Source organism: Thermobifida halotolerans (genome assembly GCF_003574835.2).
Taxonomy (GTDB): Bacteria; Actinomycetota; Actinomycetes; order Streptosporangiales; family Streptosporangiaceae; genus Thermobifida; species Thermobifida halotolerans.
On sequence record NZ_CP063196.1, the window covers coordinates 1,596,543 to 1,615,180 of the forward strand.

The 18,638-nt window shown below is 71.6% G+C and carries 16 protein-coding genes; 9 read left to right on the forward strand and 7 right to left on the reverse strand.

Translation table 11 applies throughout. The features are described 5' to 3' along the window. The first annotated feature begins 7 nt into the window (after window positions 1-7). The 3 genes from NI17_RS07135 to NI17_RS07145 are packed head-to-tail and all read left to right on the forward strand — an operon-like array spanning window position 8 to window position 2,299. Window positions 8-793, forward strand: a complete 786-nt coding sequence (locus NI17_RS07135) for an alpha/beta fold hydrolase (RefSeq protein WP_068693417.1) — start codon at window positions 8-10, stop codon at window positions 791-793. Further along, a complete protein-coding gene (locus NI17_RS07140) occupies window positions 790-1,269 on the forward strand; it encodes a GlcG/HbpS family heme-binding protein (protein ID WP_068693416.1) in 480 nt (159 codons plus the stop codon). The genes NI17_RS07135 and NI17_RS07140 overlap by 4 nt, the downstream gene beginning before the upstream one ends. Next, window positions 1,262-2,299: a methionine synthase II (cobalamin-independent)-like protein gene (locus NI17_RS07145; protein WP_068693414.1), complete on the forward strand. Its 1,038-nt coding sequence runs from the start codon at window positions 1,262-1,264 to the stop codon at window positions 2,297-2,299. The genes NI17_RS07140 and NI17_RS07145 overlap by 8 nt, the downstream gene beginning before the upstream one ends. Window positions 2,300-2,456: 157 nt before the next feature. On the opposite strand, the gene NI17_RS07150 is transcribed toward NI17_RS07145, so the two are convergent. The 7 genes from NI17_RS07150 to NI17_RS07175 form a co-directional block, all read right to left on the reverse strand. Continuing rightward, window positions 2,457-4,121: a cation:proton antiporter gene (locus NI17_RS07150; RefSeq protein WP_068693413.1), complete on the reverse strand. Its 1,665-nt coding sequence runs from the start codon at window positions 4,119-4,121 to the stop codon at window positions 2,457-2,459. Between the two features lie 281 nt (window positions 4,122-4,402). Further along, window positions 4,403-5,440 (reverse strand): ABC transporter ATP-binding protein, encoded by a 1,038-nt coding sequence (locus NI17_RS07155; RefSeq protein WP_068693411.1) that lies wholly within the window; start codon window positions 5,438-5,440, stop codon window positions 4,403-4,405. Next, a complete protein-coding gene (locus NI17_RS07160; protein WP_084012806.1) occupies window positions 5,437-7,392 on the reverse strand; it encodes a dipeptide/oligopeptide/nickel ABC transporter permease/ATP-binding protein in 1,956 nt (651 codons plus the stop codon). Before NI17_RS07160 ends, NI17_RS07155 begins: the two co-directional genes overlap by 4 nt. Next, a complete protein-coding gene (locus NI17_RS07165; protein ID WP_068693410.1) occupies window positions 7,389-8,333 on the reverse strand; it encodes an ABC transporter permease in 945 nt (314 codons plus the stop codon). Before NI17_RS07165 ends, NI17_RS07160 begins: the two co-directional genes overlap by 4 nt. 41 nt (window positions 8,334-8,374) lie before the next feature. After that, window positions 8,375-9,238 carry an ABC transporter substrate-binding protein gene (locus NI17_RS24390; protein WP_084012805.1) on the reverse strand — a complete coding sequence of 288 codons (864 nt, stop codon included), beginning with the start codon at window positions 9,236-9,238 and terminating at the stop codon, window positions 8,375-8,377. Next, window positions 9,159-9,896 carry an ABC transporter substrate-binding protein gene (locus NI17_RS24395; protein WP_068693407.1) on the reverse strand — a complete coding sequence of 246 codons (738 nt, stop codon included), beginning with the start codon at window positions 9,894-9,896 and terminating at the stop codon, window positions 9,159-9,161. The genes NI17_RS24390 and NI17_RS24395 overlap by 80 nt, the downstream gene beginning before the upstream one ends. 383 nt (window positions 9,897-10,279) lie before the next feature. Then, on the reverse strand, window positions 10,280-10,567 hold the full coding sequence (locus tag NI17_RS07175) for a putative quinol monooxygenase (RefSeq protein WP_068693403.1): 288 nt from the start codon (window positions 10,565-10,567) through the stop codon (window positions 10,280-10,282). 187 nt (window positions 10,568-10,754) lie between these two features. Here NI17_RS07175 and NI17_RS07180 point away from each other — a divergent pair, with 187 nt between their 5' ends. From NI17_RS07180 to NI17_RS07205, 6 genes are all read left to right on the forward strand, one after another. Then, a complete protein-coding gene (locus tag NI17_RS07180) occupies window positions 10,755-12,209 on the forward strand; it encodes an aldehyde dehydrogenase family protein (protein ID WP_170163003.1) in 1,455 nt (484 codons plus the stop codon). A gap of 42 nt (window positions 12,210-12,251) precedes the next feature. Next, window positions 12,252-13,457, forward strand: a complete 1,206-nt coding sequence (gene lhgO / locus NI17_RS07185) for an L-2-hydroxyglutarate oxidase (RefSeq protein ID WP_068693401.1) — start codon at window positions 12,252-12,254, stop codon at window positions 13,455-13,457. Between the two features lie 130 nt (window positions 13,458-13,587). Further along, window positions 13,588-14,448 (forward strand): amidohydrolase family protein, encoded by an 861-nt coding sequence (locus NI17_RS07190; RefSeq protein ID WP_068693400.1) that lies wholly within the window; start codon window positions 13,588-13,590, stop codon window positions 14,446-14,448. 8 nt (window positions 14,449-14,456) lie between these two features. Beyond that, window positions 14,457-16,157 carry a thiamine pyrophosphate-dependent enzyme gene (locus NI17_RS07195; protein ID WP_068693399.1) on the forward strand — a complete coding sequence of 567 codons (1,701 nt, stop codon included), beginning with the start codon at window positions 14,457-14,459 and terminating at the stop codon, window positions 16,155-16,157. Between the two features lie 37 nt (window positions 16,158-16,194). Beyond that, window positions 16,195-17,265, forward strand: a complete 1,071-nt coding sequence (locus NI17_RS07200) for an Ldh family oxidoreductase (protein ID WP_119267577.1) — start codon at window positions 16,195-16,197, stop codon at window positions 17,263-17,265. Between the two features lie 158 nt (window positions 17,266-17,423). Next, on the forward strand, window positions 17,424-18,263 hold the full coding sequence (locus NI17_RS07205; RefSeq protein WP_119267578.1) for a siderophore-interacting protein: 840 nt from the start codon (window positions 17,424-17,426) through the stop codon (window positions 18,261-18,263). The last annotated feature ends 375 nt before the right edge of the window (window positions 18,264-18,638 follow it).

Sequence of the window (18,638 nt, forward strand, 5' to 3'; positions counted from 1 at the left end):
GAGACCGATGGCGATCGCCAACTCCAACGGCGTGTCCATCTACTACGAGGTGCACGGCACGGGACCGGCGGTGCTGCTCGTGCACGGCTCGGGCGGCCACCACGCCGCCTGGTGGCAGCAGGTCGCCGAACTGCGCGACCGCTACACCGTCGTCACCATGGACCTGCGCGGCTTCGGCAACTCCGACTCGTCGATGACCGAGTTCGACAGTTGGGAGTTCCCGGACGACATCATCGCCGTCCTCGACGCCGAGGACCTGAGCGACGTCCTGCTGGTGGGCCAGTCCATCGGCGCCGTCGTCGCACTGCGGGCCGCCATGCGCCGCCCCGACCGCGTCGGCGGGGTCGCCCTGGCCCACTCGCTGGGCGGCATCAACCACCCGGAGCTGACCGAGCTGGTCGCCGCCGACCGCGCCGAGGCCGTCAAGCTCCCGGTGATCGACCGGCTGCTGAGCAGGGACTTCCAGAAGCGGGAGCCGGCCCGCACCTTCCTGTTCCAGCAGATGGGCACGTTCAACGTCGCCAAGATGGCCGACCTGCGCAACCTCTCGACCGGTGGTCCGACCATCGACGAGATCGCCGCCGCGCGGATCCCCGTCTGCTTCCTGGCGGGCGAGAACGACGCGGTGCTGAGCGCCGCCACCGTCCGGCGCGCCCACGAACTGCTCCCGGGATCGCGCCTGGAGCTCATCCCGGGCGCACCGCACTCCATGTACTGGGAGGCGCCGGAACTGTTCAACGCCGCCGTCATCCGCATCCGTGACGGCCTCACCCAGCGAAAGGCAACCGCATGAAGCTCACCCTGGCAGACGCCGAGGAGATCGTCGAGGCCGCACTGAAGAGCGGCCAGAGGATCGGCAGGGCGTTCAGCGTCGCCGTCGTGGACTCCGGCGGCTTCGTCGTCCTGATCAAGCGGTCCGACGGCGCCCGCCCGCTGACCCCCAGCATCGCCACGGCCAAGGCCTACACCGCGGCGGTCATGCAGCGCCCCGGCAAGCTGCTCAAGCCGTGGGCCGAGAGCAACCCGGGCTTCTTCGCCCAGCTCTCGACGATGGGCACCCACCCCATCATCGCCTCAGACGGCGGCGTCACCATCAAGCGCGACGGTGAGATCCTCGGCGGTCTGGGCATCTCCGGCGGAACCAGCGAGGAGGACCAGCAGATCTGCGACGAGGTGCTGGAAGCGCTGGGATACGAACTGCAGTTCCAGGCCTGGGGCGGCGCGCAGCAGCAGACCGCCGCGGAGGAGGAGGAACGGCGCGATGGCTGACGACTTCAAATACCGCATCGACCACCACGGCAGCCTCATCCGGCCGTCGGGTCTGATGGAGGCGCGCCGACGCTGGCAGGCCGGCGCCATCGACGAGGAGGAGCTGCGCAGGGTCGAGGAGGAGGCGATCGCCGAGGCCGTGCGGCTGCAGCGGAAACTGCGCTTCACGGTGGTCACCGACGGCGAGTTCCCGCGGGAGGACACCCGCAGCGTCGTGTTCGACGCGGTGAGCGGGTTCCGTCCGACCGACGAACTGGACGCCTACGGCCGGGTGCGCTGGATCGCCGACGGCGAGCTGAAGGCCGAGCGGCCGCTCGTCGCCGACCGGATCGCCTTCCTCAAGGAGCAGACCGTCATCGCCCCCAAGGTCAGCCTGCCGTCCCCGGCCTGGCTGGCGGCGCAGTGCTTCGAGCCGAGCGGGCCGTGGAGGAGCGCCCGCGAACTCGGCGAGGAGCTGGCGCGCATCATCGGCGAGGAGATCGGGCGGCTCGTCGAGGCCGGTGTGCGCCTCATCCAGATCAACAACTTCGCCTACGCGCGGCACCTGGTCCCCGGGCGCACGCCCCTGCTGCCGCTGGAGGACTGCATCGCGATCGACACCGCCGCGGTCAGCGGGGTCTCCAGGCCCGAGGACGTCCGCATCGGACTGTGCCCCACGCACTCGGCCAAGGGCGAGGTGGACACCGCCGCCGCGGCCAGGGTGTTCGAGGAGGTGCCCGTGGACCGGTGGGTGCTGCCGTACTGCGGGGGCACCGAGGGCGAACTGGCCCTGCTGCGCGCGGTCCCCGCCGACCGGGACGCCTGCCTCGGCGTGGTCGACCCGAGGACGCCGGAGCTGGAGGACATCGACACGGTCGTGGCGCGGATGGACGCCGCCGCCGAGGTGAAGGACATCGACGACATGGCGGTCAGCCCCAGCGAGGGCTTCTCCGACGTGGCGGGCCGGGCGGTGCTGAACGAGGACGAGCAGCGCCGCAAGCTGGTCCACGTGGAGACCGTCGCCCGCATGTGCTGGGGCAACGAACTGTAGCGCGCACCCGGTCGCACAGACTCGTCGGCCGACTGGTCCTCGGATCGACGCGGTTGGAGACCCCCGGACGCGGTGGGAGCGGCACGCTCCCGCGCCCCGGGGGTCTTCGTGCCCGGTCCGCGCACGGGGCACCCGCAGGGGTGCGCGCCGCGGCCCGCTAACCGGGTTCGTCGCTGGGGGAGCCTCCGTCACCGTCGGTCCGCAGAAGGTCGTCGAGCAGGTCGGTGGTGACCGTGGCGGCGAAGACGAACGGTTCGAGTACGGTGTCGGCCCCCGCGGCACGCAGTTGTTCGGACTCGTACGAGGTGTGCGCGGTGAACGCGACCCGGCCCCGGTAGCCGTGGTGGCGCAGGCCGTGCAGCAGGGCCAGGTTGGTGTCGCGCACGGGAATGGTGCTGACCACCCACCGGGCCCGCGACAGCGGCAGCGACTCCAGGAAGTGCGCGTCCTCGGCGCTGCCGAACACGGCGGTCACGCCCTCCCGGTCGTTGGCCGCGACGCGGTAGGGGTCGAAGTCCACCGCCAGCACCCGGTGCCCGGCACTGCCGAGCCGGTCGGCCACGTGCCCGCCGAACCGGCCGAGCCCGTAGAGGATGACGTCGGCCTCGGCCTCGGCCTCGCTGAGCCGCACCCGGCGGCTGTCGGTGCGTTCGAACACCGCGAGCCAGCGTTTGATGCGCTCGTAGATCTGGTGGGAGTACAGGATCAGGTAGGTCGAGCCGCCGATGGTGACCAGCCCGACGATGGTGATCAGGCTGACCGTGGCGTTGGTGATGTGGCCGAGACTGAGCCCGAGCGCGGCGAGGATGAGGGAGAACTCCGAGATCTGGGCGACGGTGAGCCCGCACAGGAAGCCGATCCGCACCGGGTAGCGCATCGCCGACATGATCACGATGACCACCAGGGGGTTGCCGACCAGCACGAACACCGAGAACACCAGGGCCGCGGTGAGCTGGTTCCCGGCGTCGGTGAACTCCAGCCTCGCCCCGAGGTCCAGGAAGAAGAACAGCAGCAGGAAGTCGCGCAGGCTGACCAGCCGGGAGCCCAGGGCGTCGCGGTAGGGGGTGGTCGCCAGCGACACCCCGGCCAGGAACGCCCCGACCTCGGAACTGAAACCGAGCCATTCGCTGAACGCGGCCACCGCGGCCGCGTAGGCCACCCCGAACAGCACCAGCAGTTCCTGGGAGCGGGCGATGTGGTGCAGCAGCCACGGCAGCACGAAACGCATCAGCACGGCGATCGCCGCCAGCAGGCCGACCCCCCTGGCGAGCACCAGGGCGATGTCGAGCGGCAGGTTGCCGCCGGTCTGCTGCCCGAACGCGGTCAACGCGATCATCACCAGGACCACGACGATGTCCTGGACGATGAGGAAGCCCACCGCGATGCGTCCGTGGAGCTGCTCGATCTCGCGCTTGTCCGACAGCAGTTTCACGATGATGATCGTGGACGAGAAGGTGAGGGCGACCGCGACGTAGATCGAGGTCACCGTGTCCATGCCCAACGCCAGCGCGATCAGGAAACCGATCACCGAGGTGAACACGACCTGACCGAGTCCCGTGGCCAGCGCCACCGGCCCGGTGGTGCGGATCAGGTGCAGGTCGAGGCGGAGCCCCACCAGGAACAGCAGGACCGCGATCCCGAGCCGGGCGAGCAGTTCGATCGTGCCCTCGGGCGTGACCCAGCCGGTACCGACCGGGCCGACCAGGAGGCCCACGCCGATGAACGCCACGATCAGCGGCTGACGCAGCCAGGTGGCGAGCAGACCCGCCAGGGCGGCCGCGGCGAGCACGACGGCGACGAGCGGAAAGGCGTGCGGCTCCATCAGCGGCCCCGCCGGGGTTCGCGGTACCGGTGCGGGGACCACCCCGGCCGCGCCACAGGGATGTCAGGACCGTCTTCCGAACGCATACGGTGCCTCCTGCCCCTCCGACCCCCGGTTCATGCCGGGGCGGGCGCGAGCACCGGGACGAACGTCGAAGGCCGACAGCCGTGCGCAACGGGCCCCGGTGCCGGGACGCGGCGGGTGCTCGGCCGGGGCATGGAAGACACAGGGGAGCCCGCCGGCCCCCGCGGGCGGCGGACTCCCCTCGGAACCCCGGGCGGTCAGGCCCCCGCGAGAACCTTCTCCTCCTGGTGCACCTCGTAGAGGTGGCAGGCCACGCGGCTGCCGTCGTCCAGCTTCCGCAGCGCGGGCGTCCGCGTGCGGCAGATCTCCATGGCCTTGCCGCACCGGTCGCGAAACAGGCAGCCCGCCTCTCCGCGCTGGACCCCGCCGGTTCCACCGCCGCGGCGGTCGGACCGGTGGCCGGCGCGGCGCGCGCGGCGCTGCTCCCGGCCCTCGGGGTGGGTCGCGGGACTGGCCGCCAGCAGGGCGCGGGTGTAGGGGTGCTTCGGGGAGTCGAACAGCTGCTGTGCGGGAGCCGACTCCACCAGCCTGCCGGAGTGCATGACGGCGATCCGGTGCGAGATGTGCCGCACCACGCGCAGGTCGTGGGCGATGAACAGGTAGCTCATGCCGGTCGACTCCTGGATGTCGGCCAGCAGGTTGATGATCTGGCTCTGCGTCGACAGGTCCAGGGCGCTCACCGCCTCGTCGCACACCACCAGCTTCGGCTGGAGCGCGAGCGCGCGGGCGATGGCGACGCGCTGCTGCTGGCCGCCCGACAGCTCCGACGGGAAGCGGTTCAGGTGCGCCCGCGACAGCCCGACCCGCTCGAAGGCGTCGGCGACCATCGCGTCGCGCTGCGCGCGGTCCGCCACGCCGTGGCGGCGCAGCGCGGCCGTCAACGACCTCGACACCAGGTGGCGCGGGTTGAGTGAGGACGACGGGTCCTGGAACACGGCCTGGACGTCACGGCGGTACGACAGGGGCGTGCGGTGGCCCAGCGCGGTCACGTCGAGCCCGCCGAAGCGGATCGAGCCGCTCGTGGCGTCGACGAGCCGCAGGATGGCGCGGCCGGTGGTGCTCTTGCCCGATCCCGACTCGCCGACCAGGCCCAGCGTCTCGCCCGGGCGGATGTCGAAGCTCACCGCGTCGATGGCGGGGAACCGGCGCCTGCGCCACCCCGTCGCCCGTCCGGTCTCGTAGTCCACCGTCAGGCCGCGGACGTCGAGCAGCCGCTCGCTGCTGGGAGCGCTCATCGCACCGACACCTCCAGGGTGAGTTCGCCCGTGCGCAGGCAGCGCACGTCGTCGGCGAGGGGGACCGGGGTCCGCAGGCAGCTCTCCCGGGAGAACGCGCAGCGGTTGGCGAAGTGGCAGCCGGACGGCCACTCACCGGCGAGCGGCACGCGGCCGGGGATCGTCGGCAGCCGGTCGGTCGTGGCCTCACCGGAGGGGTTCGCCGCCAGCAGGGCGGCGGTGTAGGGGTGCCGAGGCCGGTCGAACAGCGACCGCACGTCGTTGACCTCCACGATCTGGCCCGCGTACATCACGGCGGCGCGGTCGCAGGTCTCGGCGACCACACCGAGGTCGTGGGTGATCATGAGGATCGCCATGTCGAACTCGTCCTTCAGATCCAGCAGCAGGTCCAGGACCTGGCTCTGGGTGGTGACGTCGAGGGCCGACGTCGCCTCGTCGGCGATCAGCAGCCGCGGCTCGGCCGCCAGCGCCATGGCGATCGCCACACGCTGGGCCATGCCCCCGGAGAACTGGTGGGGGTAGTCGTCCAGGCGGCGCCGGGGGTCCTCCACGCCGACGCGGTCCAGCAGTTCGGCGGCCCGCTTGCGCGCGGCGGCCCGCGACATCCCCAGGTGGGCGTGGAGGGGCTCGGTGAGCTGCTGGCCGATCGTGTGCACCGGGGACAGCGCGGCCAGCGGGTCCTGGAAGACGGCGGCGAGTGTGCGGCCACGGACCTGGCGCATCTCCCGTTCGGAGCGGTGGGCGAGTTCGGCGCCGTCGAGCCGGATCGACCCGGCCGCCAGCCGGGTGCCCGGGGGCAGCAGGCCGAGGACGGAGCGGGCGAGCATCGACTTGCCCGAGCCGGACTCGCCGAGCAGGCCCACCATCTCGCCGCGGCCCACCGACAGCGACACGTCCTGGATCAGCGGGACGGGCGTGCCTGCGGGCCGGTCCAGTTCGACCGTCACCCCGCGGACCTGGAGCAGGGCGCCGGGCTCGGCCGCCGTGTCCCCGACGCTTCCGGCGGCGGCCGGACGGGCCCCCGTGCCGTCGGGCGTGCGCGTCCGCCGTTTCGCGGGCCTGCGCCGGTTGGTCAGCGCGTCGTTGACGCCGTCGCCGAGGAGGTTGAACGCGAGCACGCTCGCGATGATCGCCACGCCGGGCGGGAAGGCCAGGAAGGGCTGGCGGGCCAGTTCGCCGGAGGCGACGCTGAGCATGCCGCCCCAGGTCGGCGTGGCAGTGTCGAGACCGAGGCCGAGGAAGCTCAGCGCCGACTCCACCATGATCGCCGACCCCATGAACACGGCGGCCTGGACGATGAGCGGACCCACGAGGTTCGGCAGCAGTTGCCGGAACACGATCTCGGGGGTGCGCAGACCGGCGACGCGGGCGGCGTCGACGTAGAGCTTGCCGCGTTCGGCGAGGGTGACCGCACGCGTGATGCGGGCGAAGTTCATGCAGAAGATCAGCCCGATCGCGGCCATCATGGGCAGCAGACCGCGCCCCAGGATCGCGATGACCGCGAACCCCACGAGCATGCCCGGCAGCGCGTCGGCGATGTCGAGGGCACGGGTGCCGAGCCGGTCCCACCAGCCGCCGTAGTAGCCCAGCAGCAGACCCAGCGGTACGCCGATCAGCATCGCGATGGTCACCGAGCCGAATCCGACCAGCAGCGCGATCCGGGCGCCGTAGACCAGGCGGCTGAGGGTGTCGCGGCCGTAGTCGTCGGTGCCGAGCAGGAACTCGGCGGAGGGGCCCTGCAGGACGGCGGAGTGGTGCTGTTCGGCGGGAGGGTACGGGACGACCAGGGGCGCGGCGATCGCCGAGGCCGCCAACAGAAGGAGGAAGACGAGGGCGCCCAGCGTCACGGGCTGGCGCGCGATGCGCCCCAGCACACGTGCCGAGCCGGACGCCGCGGACGCGCGCCCGACGGAGGAGTCGTCCTCCGCGGGCGCCTTCAGCGGTTCACTCATTGCGGACGTGCCTTCGGGTTGAGCAGGCCGTAGCCCATGTCGATGAACAGGTTCACAGTGATGACCAGGCAGGCGATGATGAGCACACCGGCCTGGACCACGGGGAAGTCCTTGCCGATCACGCTGGTCAGCATCAGGCTTCCCACGCCGGGGAAGGCGAAGACCTTCTCCACCACGAAGCTGGCGCCGATCAGGATGCTGAAGGTGATGCCCGTGGTCGCCAGCACCGGGACCATCGCGTTCTTCAGGCCGTAGCGCAGCACGATCCGCCGCCGGGAGACCCCCGCGGCGGTCAGGGTGTCGACGTAGCGCGAGGAGAGCGCCTCCGCCATCGCGGTGCGGGTCTGCCGGGCGATCAGCGCCGCCGCGCTGATGCCGAGGGCCAGCGACGGCAGGATCAGCCCGTGCAGCCAGGCCAGCGGGTCGTCGCCCGGCGGCGTGTAGGCGATCACCGGCACCCACCCCAGGTTCACGGCGAACACCAGGGTGAGCAGCAGACCGGCCCAGAACTGCGGGAGGGCCAGGCCGACGGACGTCACGGAGGAGACCACGCGGTCCAGGGCGCTGCCGGGGCGCATGCCCGCGAGCGCGCCGAGGCTGATGCCCAGCAGCAGTGCGACGGTGATCCCGCCGAAGACCAGCGACAGCGTCGCGGGCATCCGCTGCAGGAGCATGTCGGTGACCGGCCGGGCCGTGGCGAAGGAGACGCCGAGGTCCCCCTGGAAGGCGCCCGCGTACCACTCGACCAGGCGCACCAGGGCCGGGCGGTCGAGGCCCAACTGGGCCTCGACCTGCTCGATCCGCTCCGGTGTCGCCTGCGCGCCGAGGATCGCCGCCGCGGGGCTGCCCGGGATGAGGTAGGTCAGTGAGAACACGACCAACGACACGGCAGCCAGTTGGGGCAGGGCGAGTGCGAGGCGGTAGGCGACGAGCTTCCTCATCGCTCCTCCCGCCCCGTCGCAGACTTCATGACCGGCATGGCCTACTGTCCTCCGGAGGGTCGCAGAGCCCTGTAGTCGACCAGGTTGGGCTCCCACGGCTGCGAGGGGGCCGTGACGCCCTCAACCCGGCCGGCGTTCCACACGATCGTCTCCTCGGAGGCGGCGTGACCGCAGGTCAGGGCCTCGTCAGCGATGATCTTGGTGACCTCGGACCACAGCTCCTCGGCCTCCTCGGAGGTGCCGGCCGCGATCGCCGCGTCGGCCGCGCTCTTGAGCTCCTCGCTCTCCACGCCCGCCGGGTTGCCCGGGGCGTCGGCGGCGAACCACGCCTTGTACCAGTCGTAGGGGGTCAGTTCGTCGTTGCTGCTGAGGCCGAGCGGGTAGGTACCGTTGCTCCACGAGGAGAAGAACTGCGGCGGCGGGGCGACCTGCACGGTGATGTCCATGCCGATTTCGGCCATCTGGAACGTGTACACCTCGATCTGCTTCTGGTTGAAGGGAGCGGCCATCATCTCGGCGGAGATGTCGGGGCTGCCCGCCTCCTCGTACAGTTCCTCGGCGCGGTCCAGGTCGTGCGGGTAGCCGTGGATGTCCGGGTTGTACCCGGGCTCTCCCTCGGAGAAGTGCTGGACGCGGGGGGCCAGGTCGGGAGCGATCTCGGGAAGGGCGTCGGTGTCGATGGCGTAGCACGCGGCGCGGCGCACGTCGGCGTCCGCGAAGAGACCGCCGGGGCCGCGGTCGAAGAAGATCAGGTTGTTGCGGATCGCGGGGTAGGAGAGCGAGTCGATGGAGGGCGTCCCTCCGAGCTGCTCCAGCGCCTCCGGTTCAACGCTGGAGACGTCCAGTTCTCCGCTGGAGAGCGCGCCCGCGGCCGTGTTGGCATCCTCGATGCCGTAGAGCTCGATCGTCTCGAAGCCGACGCTGTCCTCGCCCCCCCCAGTAGTCCGGGAAGAACGTGAAGGCCATGCGGGTGCCCAGGGTGGAGGCGTCCGGGTCGTAGGCCCACGGGCCGGTGCCGACGGGGTGCTCGGCGACGCTGCCGTCCTCGATCGCCTTGGGGCTGGCCATCGGGGCCGCGCGGGTCGACAGGGTGGTGAGCAGCGACGGGGACGGCTCGGCGAGGTTGAGGCGCACGGTCAGCTCGTCGACGACGTCGATCGACTCGATGACCTGCAGCGGGCCCGCGTACGGGCCGTTGCTGCCGCGGATCGACTCCAGGTTGGCCTTGACGGCTTCGGCGTTGAACGGGGTGCCGTCGTGGAACACCACGCCCTCGCGCAGGGTGAGGGTGAGTTCGGTGTCGGTCTGCTCCCAGTCGGTGGCCAGCACCGGGGTGATCTCCCCGGCCCCGTCCAGCGCGACGAGGTTCTCGTACGGCACGCGCATGTACCCGGCCTCCATGTCGGCGCCCGGGGCCCAGCTCTCGGGGAAACCGGCGTAGTTCACGGCCAGCGTCTCGCCACCGCCGTCGGCGGACTCCTCCGAGCCTCCGCACGCGGAGAGGGCCAGAACGGCCGCCAGGGTGAGGGGGAGGGCTGAGGTTCTCAGTCGTGGTGTGCTCATAGCGGTTGGGTGCCTCCTTGCGGCGGGCTGTCAGGGGGGTGGGGGTGTGTACGTGCAGGCAGTGATGCGGAATGCCGGGTTGTACAGAGCCCTCATCCTGCCGCCGGGGAAGAGACGTATGCCACAGGTCACACCGCAAGATTAAGATGCGGTTTTGTTCGGGTGGCGGCTGGGGCCGCGATGGGTGCAGGTCAGCGGGCCGTCCCGGGGCGCCGCGCCCCCGGTCTCCCGGCGCCGGCGACCGCGCCCCGCCCCGGCCGGGAACCGGAGGCCGCCTCCCGGCCGGGGCGGCGGCAGAGCCGGGAGGAAAAAGAAGAGGGCCGCCCGCGCGGACGGACGCCTGCTCCGTCCGCGCGGGCGGCCCCGAGGCCCGAGGGGGCGTGTCAGAGAACCTCGCCGAACCACACGGTCCGGTCGACCAACCGGGGGCGGACCGTGCCCAGGATGTACTCGGCGAAGTGCTCCGAGGCGGCGTGGGCGTCGAAGGCGGCCCGGTCGACATACTGCTCGTACAGCGTGAACGCCGCCTCGGCGTCGGCGTCGGCGTGCACGACGTAGGCCAGGTTCCCCGGCTCGCGCAGCGTGTGCTCGCGCATCTTCAGCAGCGCGTCCCGGACCAGCTCCGCGTCCTGCGGCTCGCACCGGTAGTGGGCCACCACGGCGTAGGGCATGCAGATCCTCCCTGTCTGTCGGAACGCGCAGATTCCATCACGGATCGGCGCCTGTCAGCAGTGCGCGGCGCGCAAGCAATGGATGTTCCCCGACACGTGGTTCTCGGCGCGCCGTGTTCCTATCGTGGGCTGTCAGACGCGGCCTCTCCGCGACATCCCCTCTTTCACCCCAGTGACAAGGAGCAGCATGCCCGTGCGAGAAATGGAGATCCTTGCGGGAGGACAGTGGGTGAGCTCCTCCGGGTCGGTGGACGTGTTCGACCCCACCGACGTACGCGAGCCCGCCGCCCGCGTCCCGGCGCTGACCGCCCGGCAGGTCGCCGAGATCTACGACGCCGCCGCGGCCGGTTTCGCCACCTGGCGCCGGACCTCGCCCTTCGAGCGCGCGAAGATCCTGCACGAGGCCTCCGCGCTGCTGCGCTCCCGCACGGCGGAGATCGCCGACGCCCTTGTCACCGAGATGGGCAAGACCCTGGCCGAGGCCACGGGCGAGGTCGGCAAGGCCGCCGACTTCTTCGAGTACTACTCGGGCATCGCCCGCGAAGGCTACGGCACCCTGCTCAACGACGCCCGGCCCGGCACCAAAGCCAGCTTCCAGCGGGAGCCGATCGGCGTGGTCCTGGCCGTCACCCCGTGGAACGACCCGCTGCTGACCCCCGCCCGCAAGCTCGCGCCCGCACTGGCCTCCGGCAACTCCGTGGTCATCAAGCCGGCCAGCGAGACCCCCATGTCCGCCATCCACCTGGCGAGAGCCCTGCACGACGCGGGCCTGCCCGCCGGGGTCCTCAACGTCGTCACCGGCCGCACCTCCGAGATCTCCGACGCCCTGCTCGACGACCCGCGCATCGCCGCGGTCACCTTCACCGGCAGCAACGAGGTGGGGGAGCGGCTGCGGGTGCGGCTCGCCAGCCGCAACGTCCGCTTCCAGGGTGAGCTGGGTGGCAAGAACGCCACGGCCGTCCTGGCCGACGCCGACCTGGAGGCCGCGGCAGACGCCGTCATGGCCGCCGCCTTCGGCCAGGCCGGGCAGCGCTGCACCGCCACCAGCCGCCTCGTCGTCGAGCGGGAGGTCCACGACCGGTTCGTCGACATTCTGCGCGAGCGCGTGGCGAAGCTGACCGTGGGCCCCGGCAAGGACTCGGCGACCACGATGGGACCGCTCGTCAGCGTCTCCCAGCGCGACTCCGTGCTGGGCGACATCGCCCGCGCCGTCGAGCAGGGCGCGGTGGTCCGCGCCGGAGGCGACACGCCCGCCGACCCCGAACGCGCCCACGGCTGCTACGTCAACCCGACCATCCTGGTGGGCGTCACCCCGGCGATGGACATCTGGCGCCACGAGGTGTTCGGCCCGGTCCTGGCGGTGCGGGCCGTGGACGGCTTCGACGAGGCCGTCGAGGCGGTCAACGACTCCGTCTACGGGCTCTCCGCCGCCGTGTTCACCCGGGACCTCAGCGCCGCCCACCGGTTCGTCGACGAGGTGGAGTGCGGCCAGGTCGCCGTCAACACCGCCACGACCGGCTGGGACGTGCACCACCCCTTCGGCGGCTTCCGCGACTCGGGTTCGGCCTTCAAGGAGCAGGGCTCTGAGGCGCTGCGCTTCTACACCCGCGTCAAGACCGTCGCGATCAACTACGGCGCGTGACAGCCTCATGCGCGCACCGAACCGGGAACGGGGGGACCAGTAATGGCTGACGAGGTTGTGGGCATCGTCGGCGCCGGCATCGTCGGACTCGCGGTCGGCCGGGAGATCACCCGCAGACGGCCGGGAACGCGCGTGGTGGTGCTGGAGAAGGAGGACCGCGTCGCCGCCCACCAGACCAGCCACAACTCCGGGGTCGTCCACGCCGGTCTCTACTACAGGCCCGGCAGCCTCAAGGCCCGCCTGTGCACGCGCGGCAGAAAGATGCTGCGCGAGTACTGCACCGACCGCGGCCTGCCCTACGACGAGTGCGGCAAGCTCGTCGTCGCGGTCACCGGGGAGGACGTGGCGCGGCTCGACGACATCTACGCCAGAGCCGACCGCAACGCCGTCCCGGGGCTGCGCCGCATCGGCCCCGACGAGATCCGCGACATCGAACCGCACTCCGCGGGGCTGGCCGCCCTGCACTCGCCGCACACGGCCATCACGGACTACACGCGCGTCTGCGAGTCCTTCGCGGAGGACATCGCCGCGGCGGGCGGGGAGATCCGGCTCAGCTCACCGGTCACCCGGATCCACGAGACCGCGGGTCCGCTCCAGGTCGTCGCGGGCGGACAGACCGTGCGGGTGGACAACCTCATCATCTGCGCCGGACTGCACACCGACCGGGTCTCCCGCCTGGCCGGGGACGAGGCCGGCCCCAGGATCGTGCCGTTCCGGGGCGAGTACATGCTGATCCGCCCGGAGAAGGCGGACATGGTGCGCGGACTCATCTACCCCGTTCCGGACCCCAGGTACCCGTTCCTCGGCGTGCACTTCACCCGCCGGGTGTCCGGGGACGTGGAAGTGGGCCCCAACGCCGTCCTCGCGTTCTCCCGCGAGGGCTACCGCCGCTTTGACATCCGCCTGGCGGATCTGGGAGGAACCGCCGCGTGGCCCGGTGCCTGGAGAATGGCTTTCCAGCACTGGCGCACCGGAGTCAAGGAAATGTACGGGTCGCTCTCCAAACGCGCCTACATGAAAGCCGCGCAGCGCTACGTGCCCGAGATCGGCCCCGACGACGTCGTGCGCGGCGGGGCGGGCGTGCGCGCCCAGGCGCTCGACCGCGACGGCAGCCTCGTCGACGACTTCCGCATCAACCGGCTGGGACGCGTCACGGCCGTCCGCAACGCCCCCTCGCCCGCCGCGACGTCGTGCATGGCCATCGCCGAGCACGTGGTCGACGCCCTCCACGGCGAGAAAGCCCGATAAAACCTCGAACCATTCGATTCGCGCAGCAACCGATTGCGTGAACAGAACTCCGCACGGAGCGATTCCGTCTTTAAGGTCGACAACAACTCCGGTCCTCTGGCCCGGCACAGAAGGAAAAGGAAAAAGGGATATGTTCGTCGTTGACACCCAGGTCCACATCTGGAGAGAAGAGACCCCCGACCGTCCCTGGGTTCCGGGCGCGCGGGAGCGGATCCGACTCAACGGACACCGCGAGGAGCCGTTCAGCTACGAGGAGTGCCTGGCCCTGATGGACGAGGCGGGCGTCAACCGCGCGCTCATCGTGCCCCCGTCCTGGGAGGGCGACCGCATCGACTACGCCCTGGAGGCCTGCGAGGCCCACCCCGAGCGGTTCGGCATCATGGCCCGCATCCCGCAGAACAAGCCGAACGAGGGCAGGGCCATGCTGCGCGACTTCGCGCAGAACCCCCACGTCAAGGGCACCCGGCTGACGTTCCACCGGCCCCAGGACCGCAACTGGATGATCGACGGCACCAACGACTGGTACTGGCCGGTCGCCGAGGAGCTCGGCATCCCCACGATGGTGCACGCCCCGATCTGGAAGGCCGAGCTCGGCGCCATCGCCGAGAAGCACCCCGGCCTGAAGATCATCATCGACCACATGGGCATCATGGCCCGCTGCGTCGACGACGCCATCGGCTACTGGGTCTCCGAGACCGCCGACCTGAACAAGCACCCCAACATCTACGTCAAGGTCTCGGCGCTCCCCGGCTACTCCACGCACCCCTTCCCCAACCTCAACATCGAGAAGTACGTGCGCGAGATGGTCGACAAGATGGGCCCCCAGCGCTGCTTCTGGGGCACCGACATCACCCGTCTGCTCGGCCACGGCCTCACCTACACCGACACCATCGAGCAGTTCACCAAGCACTTCGACTTCACCCCCGAGGAGCTGGAGTGGATCATGGGCCGCGGGATCTGCGAGGTCCTCGACTGGCCGATCGAGAACTGAGGCGATCCATGAGTCACCACCTCGACGGCGGGGACGCCGTGGTCGCCGCGTTCGGCGCGATCGGGGCCGACTACATCTTCTCCTCACCCGGCTCGGAGTGGGCCCCGGTGTGGGAGTCGCTGGCCCGGCACCACCGCGACCACCTGCCCTGCCCGAAGTACCTCGACCTGACCCACGAGACCGTGGCCGTGGGCATGGCCACCGGCTACAGTCTCCTCACCCGCCGCGCCCAGGGCGTGCTGCTGCACGCAGGCCCCGGCCTGCTGCAGGGGGCGTGCGCCATCCACGGCGCACTCCTGGCCGGCGCGCCCATGGTGATCGCCTCCTCCGAGTCGACCACCTACGGGGACGGCACCGGTCCGGACCCGGGCGGGCAGTGGTACCGCAACCTGTCGGTCGTCGGCGGTCCGCACACGATGGCGCAGCCCTTCGTGAAGTGGGCCAACCAGGCCGCGAGCGTCTCCACCCTGTTCACCATGGTGACCCGCTCCGCCGAGATGGCGGGGCGGGCCCCCTCCGGTCCGGTCTACCTCAACGTTCCGCTCGAGGTGCTGCTGGAGCCGTGGGAGGAGCGTGCGACGGCGCCGACCGCCCCGAAGGGCTCGACCGTCAGCTCCCCCGAGGAGATCGCCGCGGTTCTCGACCTGCTCGCCGAGGCGGAGAACCCGGTCATCGTCACCGAGAGCACCGGCCGCGAGGCCGACGGCATGCGGGCTCTCGTCGGCTTCGCCGAGGCCCTGCAGATCCCGGTGGTCGAGCCGAACTCCACCGTGTGCGCGAACTTCCCCAGAAACCACGAGTTGCACGCCGGCGACAGCATCGACCCCTTCATGGACACCGCCGACCTGATCCTCCTGGTCAACTGCCGGTCGCCGTTCTATCCGCCGAGCAGGCGCCCGGCCCGCGCCAGGATCGTCGTGGTCGACGAGGTCCCCCAGCGGCCGCACATCGCCTACCAGGTGCTGTATGCCGACCACTACCTGGAGGGGGGCGTGGCCGCCACCCTGCGGGAGATGACCCGGCTGGTCCGCGAGAACCCGCCCGAGGCGGCCCTGCTGGAGCGGCGGCGCGCGGCCCAGCTCACCAGGCGGGCCGCCGAGACCGCCGCCATCGAGGCCGCCGAGCAGCGCGCCGCGGGGGCCGACGGGATCGACCCGGTCCACCTGGTCGCCGCCCTGCGCGAACTGTTCGCCGACGACGACCCGATCGTGGTCGACGAGACCATCACCCACGGCGGCCTGGTCCGGCGCCACATGCGACGCTCCACCCCCGACTCCTACCTGTACGTGCAGGGCGGACTCGGTCAGGGCATCGCGTGGGCACTGGGCGCCAGGCTCGCCGCACCCGAGCGTCCCGTCGTGCTGACGGTCGGGGACGGAGCGTTCCAGTACAACCCCGTCATCCAGTCGCTCGACGCCGCACGGGCCTACGGCCTGCCGCTGCTCGTCGTCGTCTTCAACAACCACCAGTACCGGTCGATGAAGATGAACCACCTGCGGTTCTACCCGGAGGGAGCGGCGGTCGAGACCGGCGAGTTCCTGGGGGTGGACCTCAGCGGACAACCGGAGCTGTCCGCCTTCGCCGAACCCTTCGGCATGCACGCGGAAAGCGTCGCGCACGCCGACGACCTGACCCCGGCCCTGTCCCGGGCGCTGAAGGCCGTCAGAGAGGGCACGACCGCGGTCGTCAACGTCTCGGTGACCCGCTGATCCGCAAGCCGCCGACCGACCAACCGGAGCACCACCGATGCCACCAGCAAAAACCGTGATCCCCGCCGGTGACCTGGCCGACCTCGTCACCGCTCTGTTCACCGGGGCGGGAACCAGCCCCGAGCACGCCCGCACGATCAGCGACGTCCTGATCTGGGCGGGCCTGCGCGGAGTGGACTCCCACGGGGTCTCCCGCGTCCCCCGCTACCTGGAGCTGCTCGCCTCGGGCGAGGCCAACCCCAGGCCCGACCTCCAGGTGACGTCGAGCACGCCGGGGGTCGCCGTCCTCGACGCCGACCGTGCCCCCGGGCCGGTCGCCCTCACCGAGGCCGCCGCCGAGGCGGTAAGCCGCGCCCGCGCCAACGGGATCGGCGCGGTCGCGGTCCGCCGCACCGTCCACACCGGGGCCATCGGCTACTACACCTCGAAGATCGCCGAGGAGGGACTCGTCGGCATCGCCTTCGTCGCCGGAATGCCCAACATGGGCTACACCGGCGTCAAGGGCGCCGCGGTCGCGACGAGCCCGCTGTCGATCGCCGTCCCCACCCGGGAACGGCCCCCGGTCCTGCTCGACATGGCGACCGCCACGATCGCGCTCGGCAAGATCGCGCAGTACCGCAACAGCGGGAAACCGCTGCCCGAGGGCGCCGCCGCGACCGCCGACGGCGTACCCACCACCGACCCCGGCCTCGCGAAGATGCCGCTGCCGCTGGGCGGGGCCAAGGGCGCCGGGATGTCCCTGCTGTTCGAGATGCTCACCAGCGTCCTGGTGCAGGCGCCCATCCTCGCCTCGTTCCACGGCGACGACCCCGAGGGGAGGGTGCACCGGCAGAACGCCCTGATCATCGCGTTGGACCCCGCCGCGTTCGGGGACGCCGACGGCTACGCCGAGACCGTCGCCCAGACCCTCGACGCGCTCAAGGGCCTGCCGCGCGCGGACGAGGCCACCGAGATCAGCTACCCGGGGGAGCGCAGCGCGGCGACCGCCGCCGAGCGGTCCCGGGAGGGAATCCCCGTGGCCGGGAAGGTGTGGAAGGAGCTCGCCGCCGCCGCCGAACGGACGGGCGTGCGGCTTCCCGCGGTGTTAGGGGATACCGTGCGTCTGTGACGCGCGGTCCGCGACCGGCCCCGCCGTCAGGCGGGGCCGCACCGCAGCCCGTACGATCAGGTCCTCGGAAGCCGGACGGCCCACAGGTCCGGCCGGGGCCCTTCACCGTCTGTGGGGGACGCCTTCGCCGGTGTCCAGGGGGAGGAAGGAACGATCCCATGGCCGAACGTCCCGGACGCAGAAACCCGCGGGTCACGTGCGCACAGGTGCGGCGAGTCGAGCGGCTCACCCCCCACATGATCCGCGTCGTGCTGGGCGGCCCCGGACTGGCCGCCTTCAGCGCGGGCCAGTACACCGACCACTACGTCAAGCTGCTGTTCCCACCCGAGGACGCGCCCTACCAGGTCCCCTTCGACCTGCAGAAGGTTCGCGAGGAGCTGCCGCGCGAGCAGTGGCCCGCCATGCGCACCTACACCGTGCGCCACTGGGACGCCGACCGGCGCGAGCTGACCCTGGACGTCGTCCACCACGGGCCGGAGGGCATCGCCGGACCGTGGGCCGCCCGCGTCCAGGCCGGTGAGCAGGTGTGCTTCGCCGGTCCCGGCGGCGGCTACGCCCCCGACCCGGAAGCGGACTGGCACCTGCTCGTCGGTGACGAGAGCGCGCTGCCCGCCATCGCGGCCTCCCTGGAGCGGCTGCCGCAGGGCGCGCCCGCGCACGTCTTCGTCGAGGTCAGCGGCCCGGAGGAGGAGCAGAAGCTGGAGACCGCCGCCGACGCGTCCGTCACCTGGCTGCACCGGGGCGACGGCCGGGTCGGCGACGCCCTGGTGCGCGCGGTCGCCGAGCTCGACTTCCCGCCGGGCCGGGTCCACGCCTTCGTCCACGGTGAGGCGGGCTTCGTCAAGGAGCTGCGGCGCCTGCTGCGCCAGGAGCGCGGCGTGCCCTGGGAGGACCTGTCCATCTCCGGCTACTGGCGTCTCGGCCTGGACGAGGACGGCTGGCAGTCCACCAAGCGCGACTGGAACCGCCAGGTCGAACAGGAGCAGGAGGGCGCCTGACCCCTGCGGCGGCGGGCCGTCCGCACCCGCCGCCGCACAAGGCCCCGCCCCCGTTCCGGGCAGCCGTCCCGTGCGTCCGAAAGCAGCCACGCTCGCTGCCCGGTCCACGGCGGGGAAGTCGGCCACGGCCACTCGAGGCGGCCCGGCACCAGCAGGCCGAGGGCCCCGGGGCCCTGTCGCCGGAGTACTCGCTCGACCAGTAGTCGACGCCTCCGAACCCCGAGAAGTGCCCGCGGCACATCCGGAGCAGGCCCCCGTGGTTGACGGGGCAGGGGTAGAGGACCTGGCGGAAGTCCTCCGCACCGCAGGAGCGGCTGCTCCGTTCGGCGTCCCCGCCGCCGTGGTCGCACTCTCGGACAGCGCGGCACCGCGGTG

Coding starts and splice junctions, on each gene's coding strand:
- NI17_RS07135 (WP_068693417.1), top strand. CDS start 8: ATGGCGATCGCCAACTCCAACGGCGTGTCCATCTACTACGAGGTGCAC.
- NI17_RS07140 (WP_068693416.1), top strand. CDS start 790: ATGAAGCTCACCCTGGCAGACGCCGAGGAGATCGTCGAGGCCGCACTG.
- NI17_RS07145 (WP_068693414.1), top strand. CDS start 1,262: ATGGCTGACGACTTCAAATACCGCATCGACCACCACGGCAGCCTCATC.
- NI17_RS07150 (WP_068693413.1), bottom strand. CDS start 4,121: ATGGAGCCGCACGCCTTTCCGCTCGTCGCCGTCGTGCTCGCCGCGGCC.
- NI17_RS07155 (WP_068693411.1), bottom strand. CDS start 5,440: ATGAGCGCTCCCAGCAGCGAGCGGCTGCTCGACGTCCGCGGCCTGACG.
- NI17_RS07160 (WP_084012806.1), bottom strand. CDS start 7,392: ATGAGTGAACCGCTGAAGGCGCCCGCGGAGGACGACTCCTCCGTCGGG.
- NI17_RS07165 (WP_068693410.1), bottom strand. CDS start 8,333: ATGAGGAAGCTCGTCGCCTACCGCCTCGCACTCGCCCTGCCCCAACTG.
- NI17_RS24395 (WP_068693407.1), bottom strand. CDS start 9,896: ATGAGCACACCACGACTGAGAACCTCAGCCCTCCCCCTCACCCTGGCG.
- NI17_RS07175 (WP_068693403.1), bottom strand. CDS start 10,567: ATGCCCTACGCCGTGGTGGCCCACTACCGGTGCGAGCCGCAGGACGCG.
- NI17_RS07180 (WP_170163003.1), top strand. CDS start 10,755: ATGCCCGTGCGAGAAATGGAGATCCTTGCGGGAGGACAGTGGGTGAGC.
- lhgO (WP_068693401.1), top strand. CDS start 12,252: ATGGCTGACGAGGTTGTGGGCATCGTCGGCGCCGGCATCGTCGGACTC.
- NI17_RS07190 (WP_068693400.1), top strand. CDS start 13,588: ATGTTCGTCGTTGACACCCAGGTCCACATCTGGAGAGAAGAGACCCCC.
- NI17_RS07195 (WP_068693399.1), top strand. CDS start 14,457: ATGAGTCACCACCTCGACGGCGGGGACGCCGTGGTCGCCGCGTTCGGC.
- NI17_RS07200 (WP_119267577.1), top strand. CDS start 16,195: ATGCCACCAGCAAAAACCGTGATCCCCGCCGGTGACCTGGCCGACCTC.
- NI17_RS07205 (WP_119267578.1), top strand. CDS start 17,424: ATGGCCGAACGTCCCGGACGCAGAAACCCGCGGGTCACGTGCGCACAG.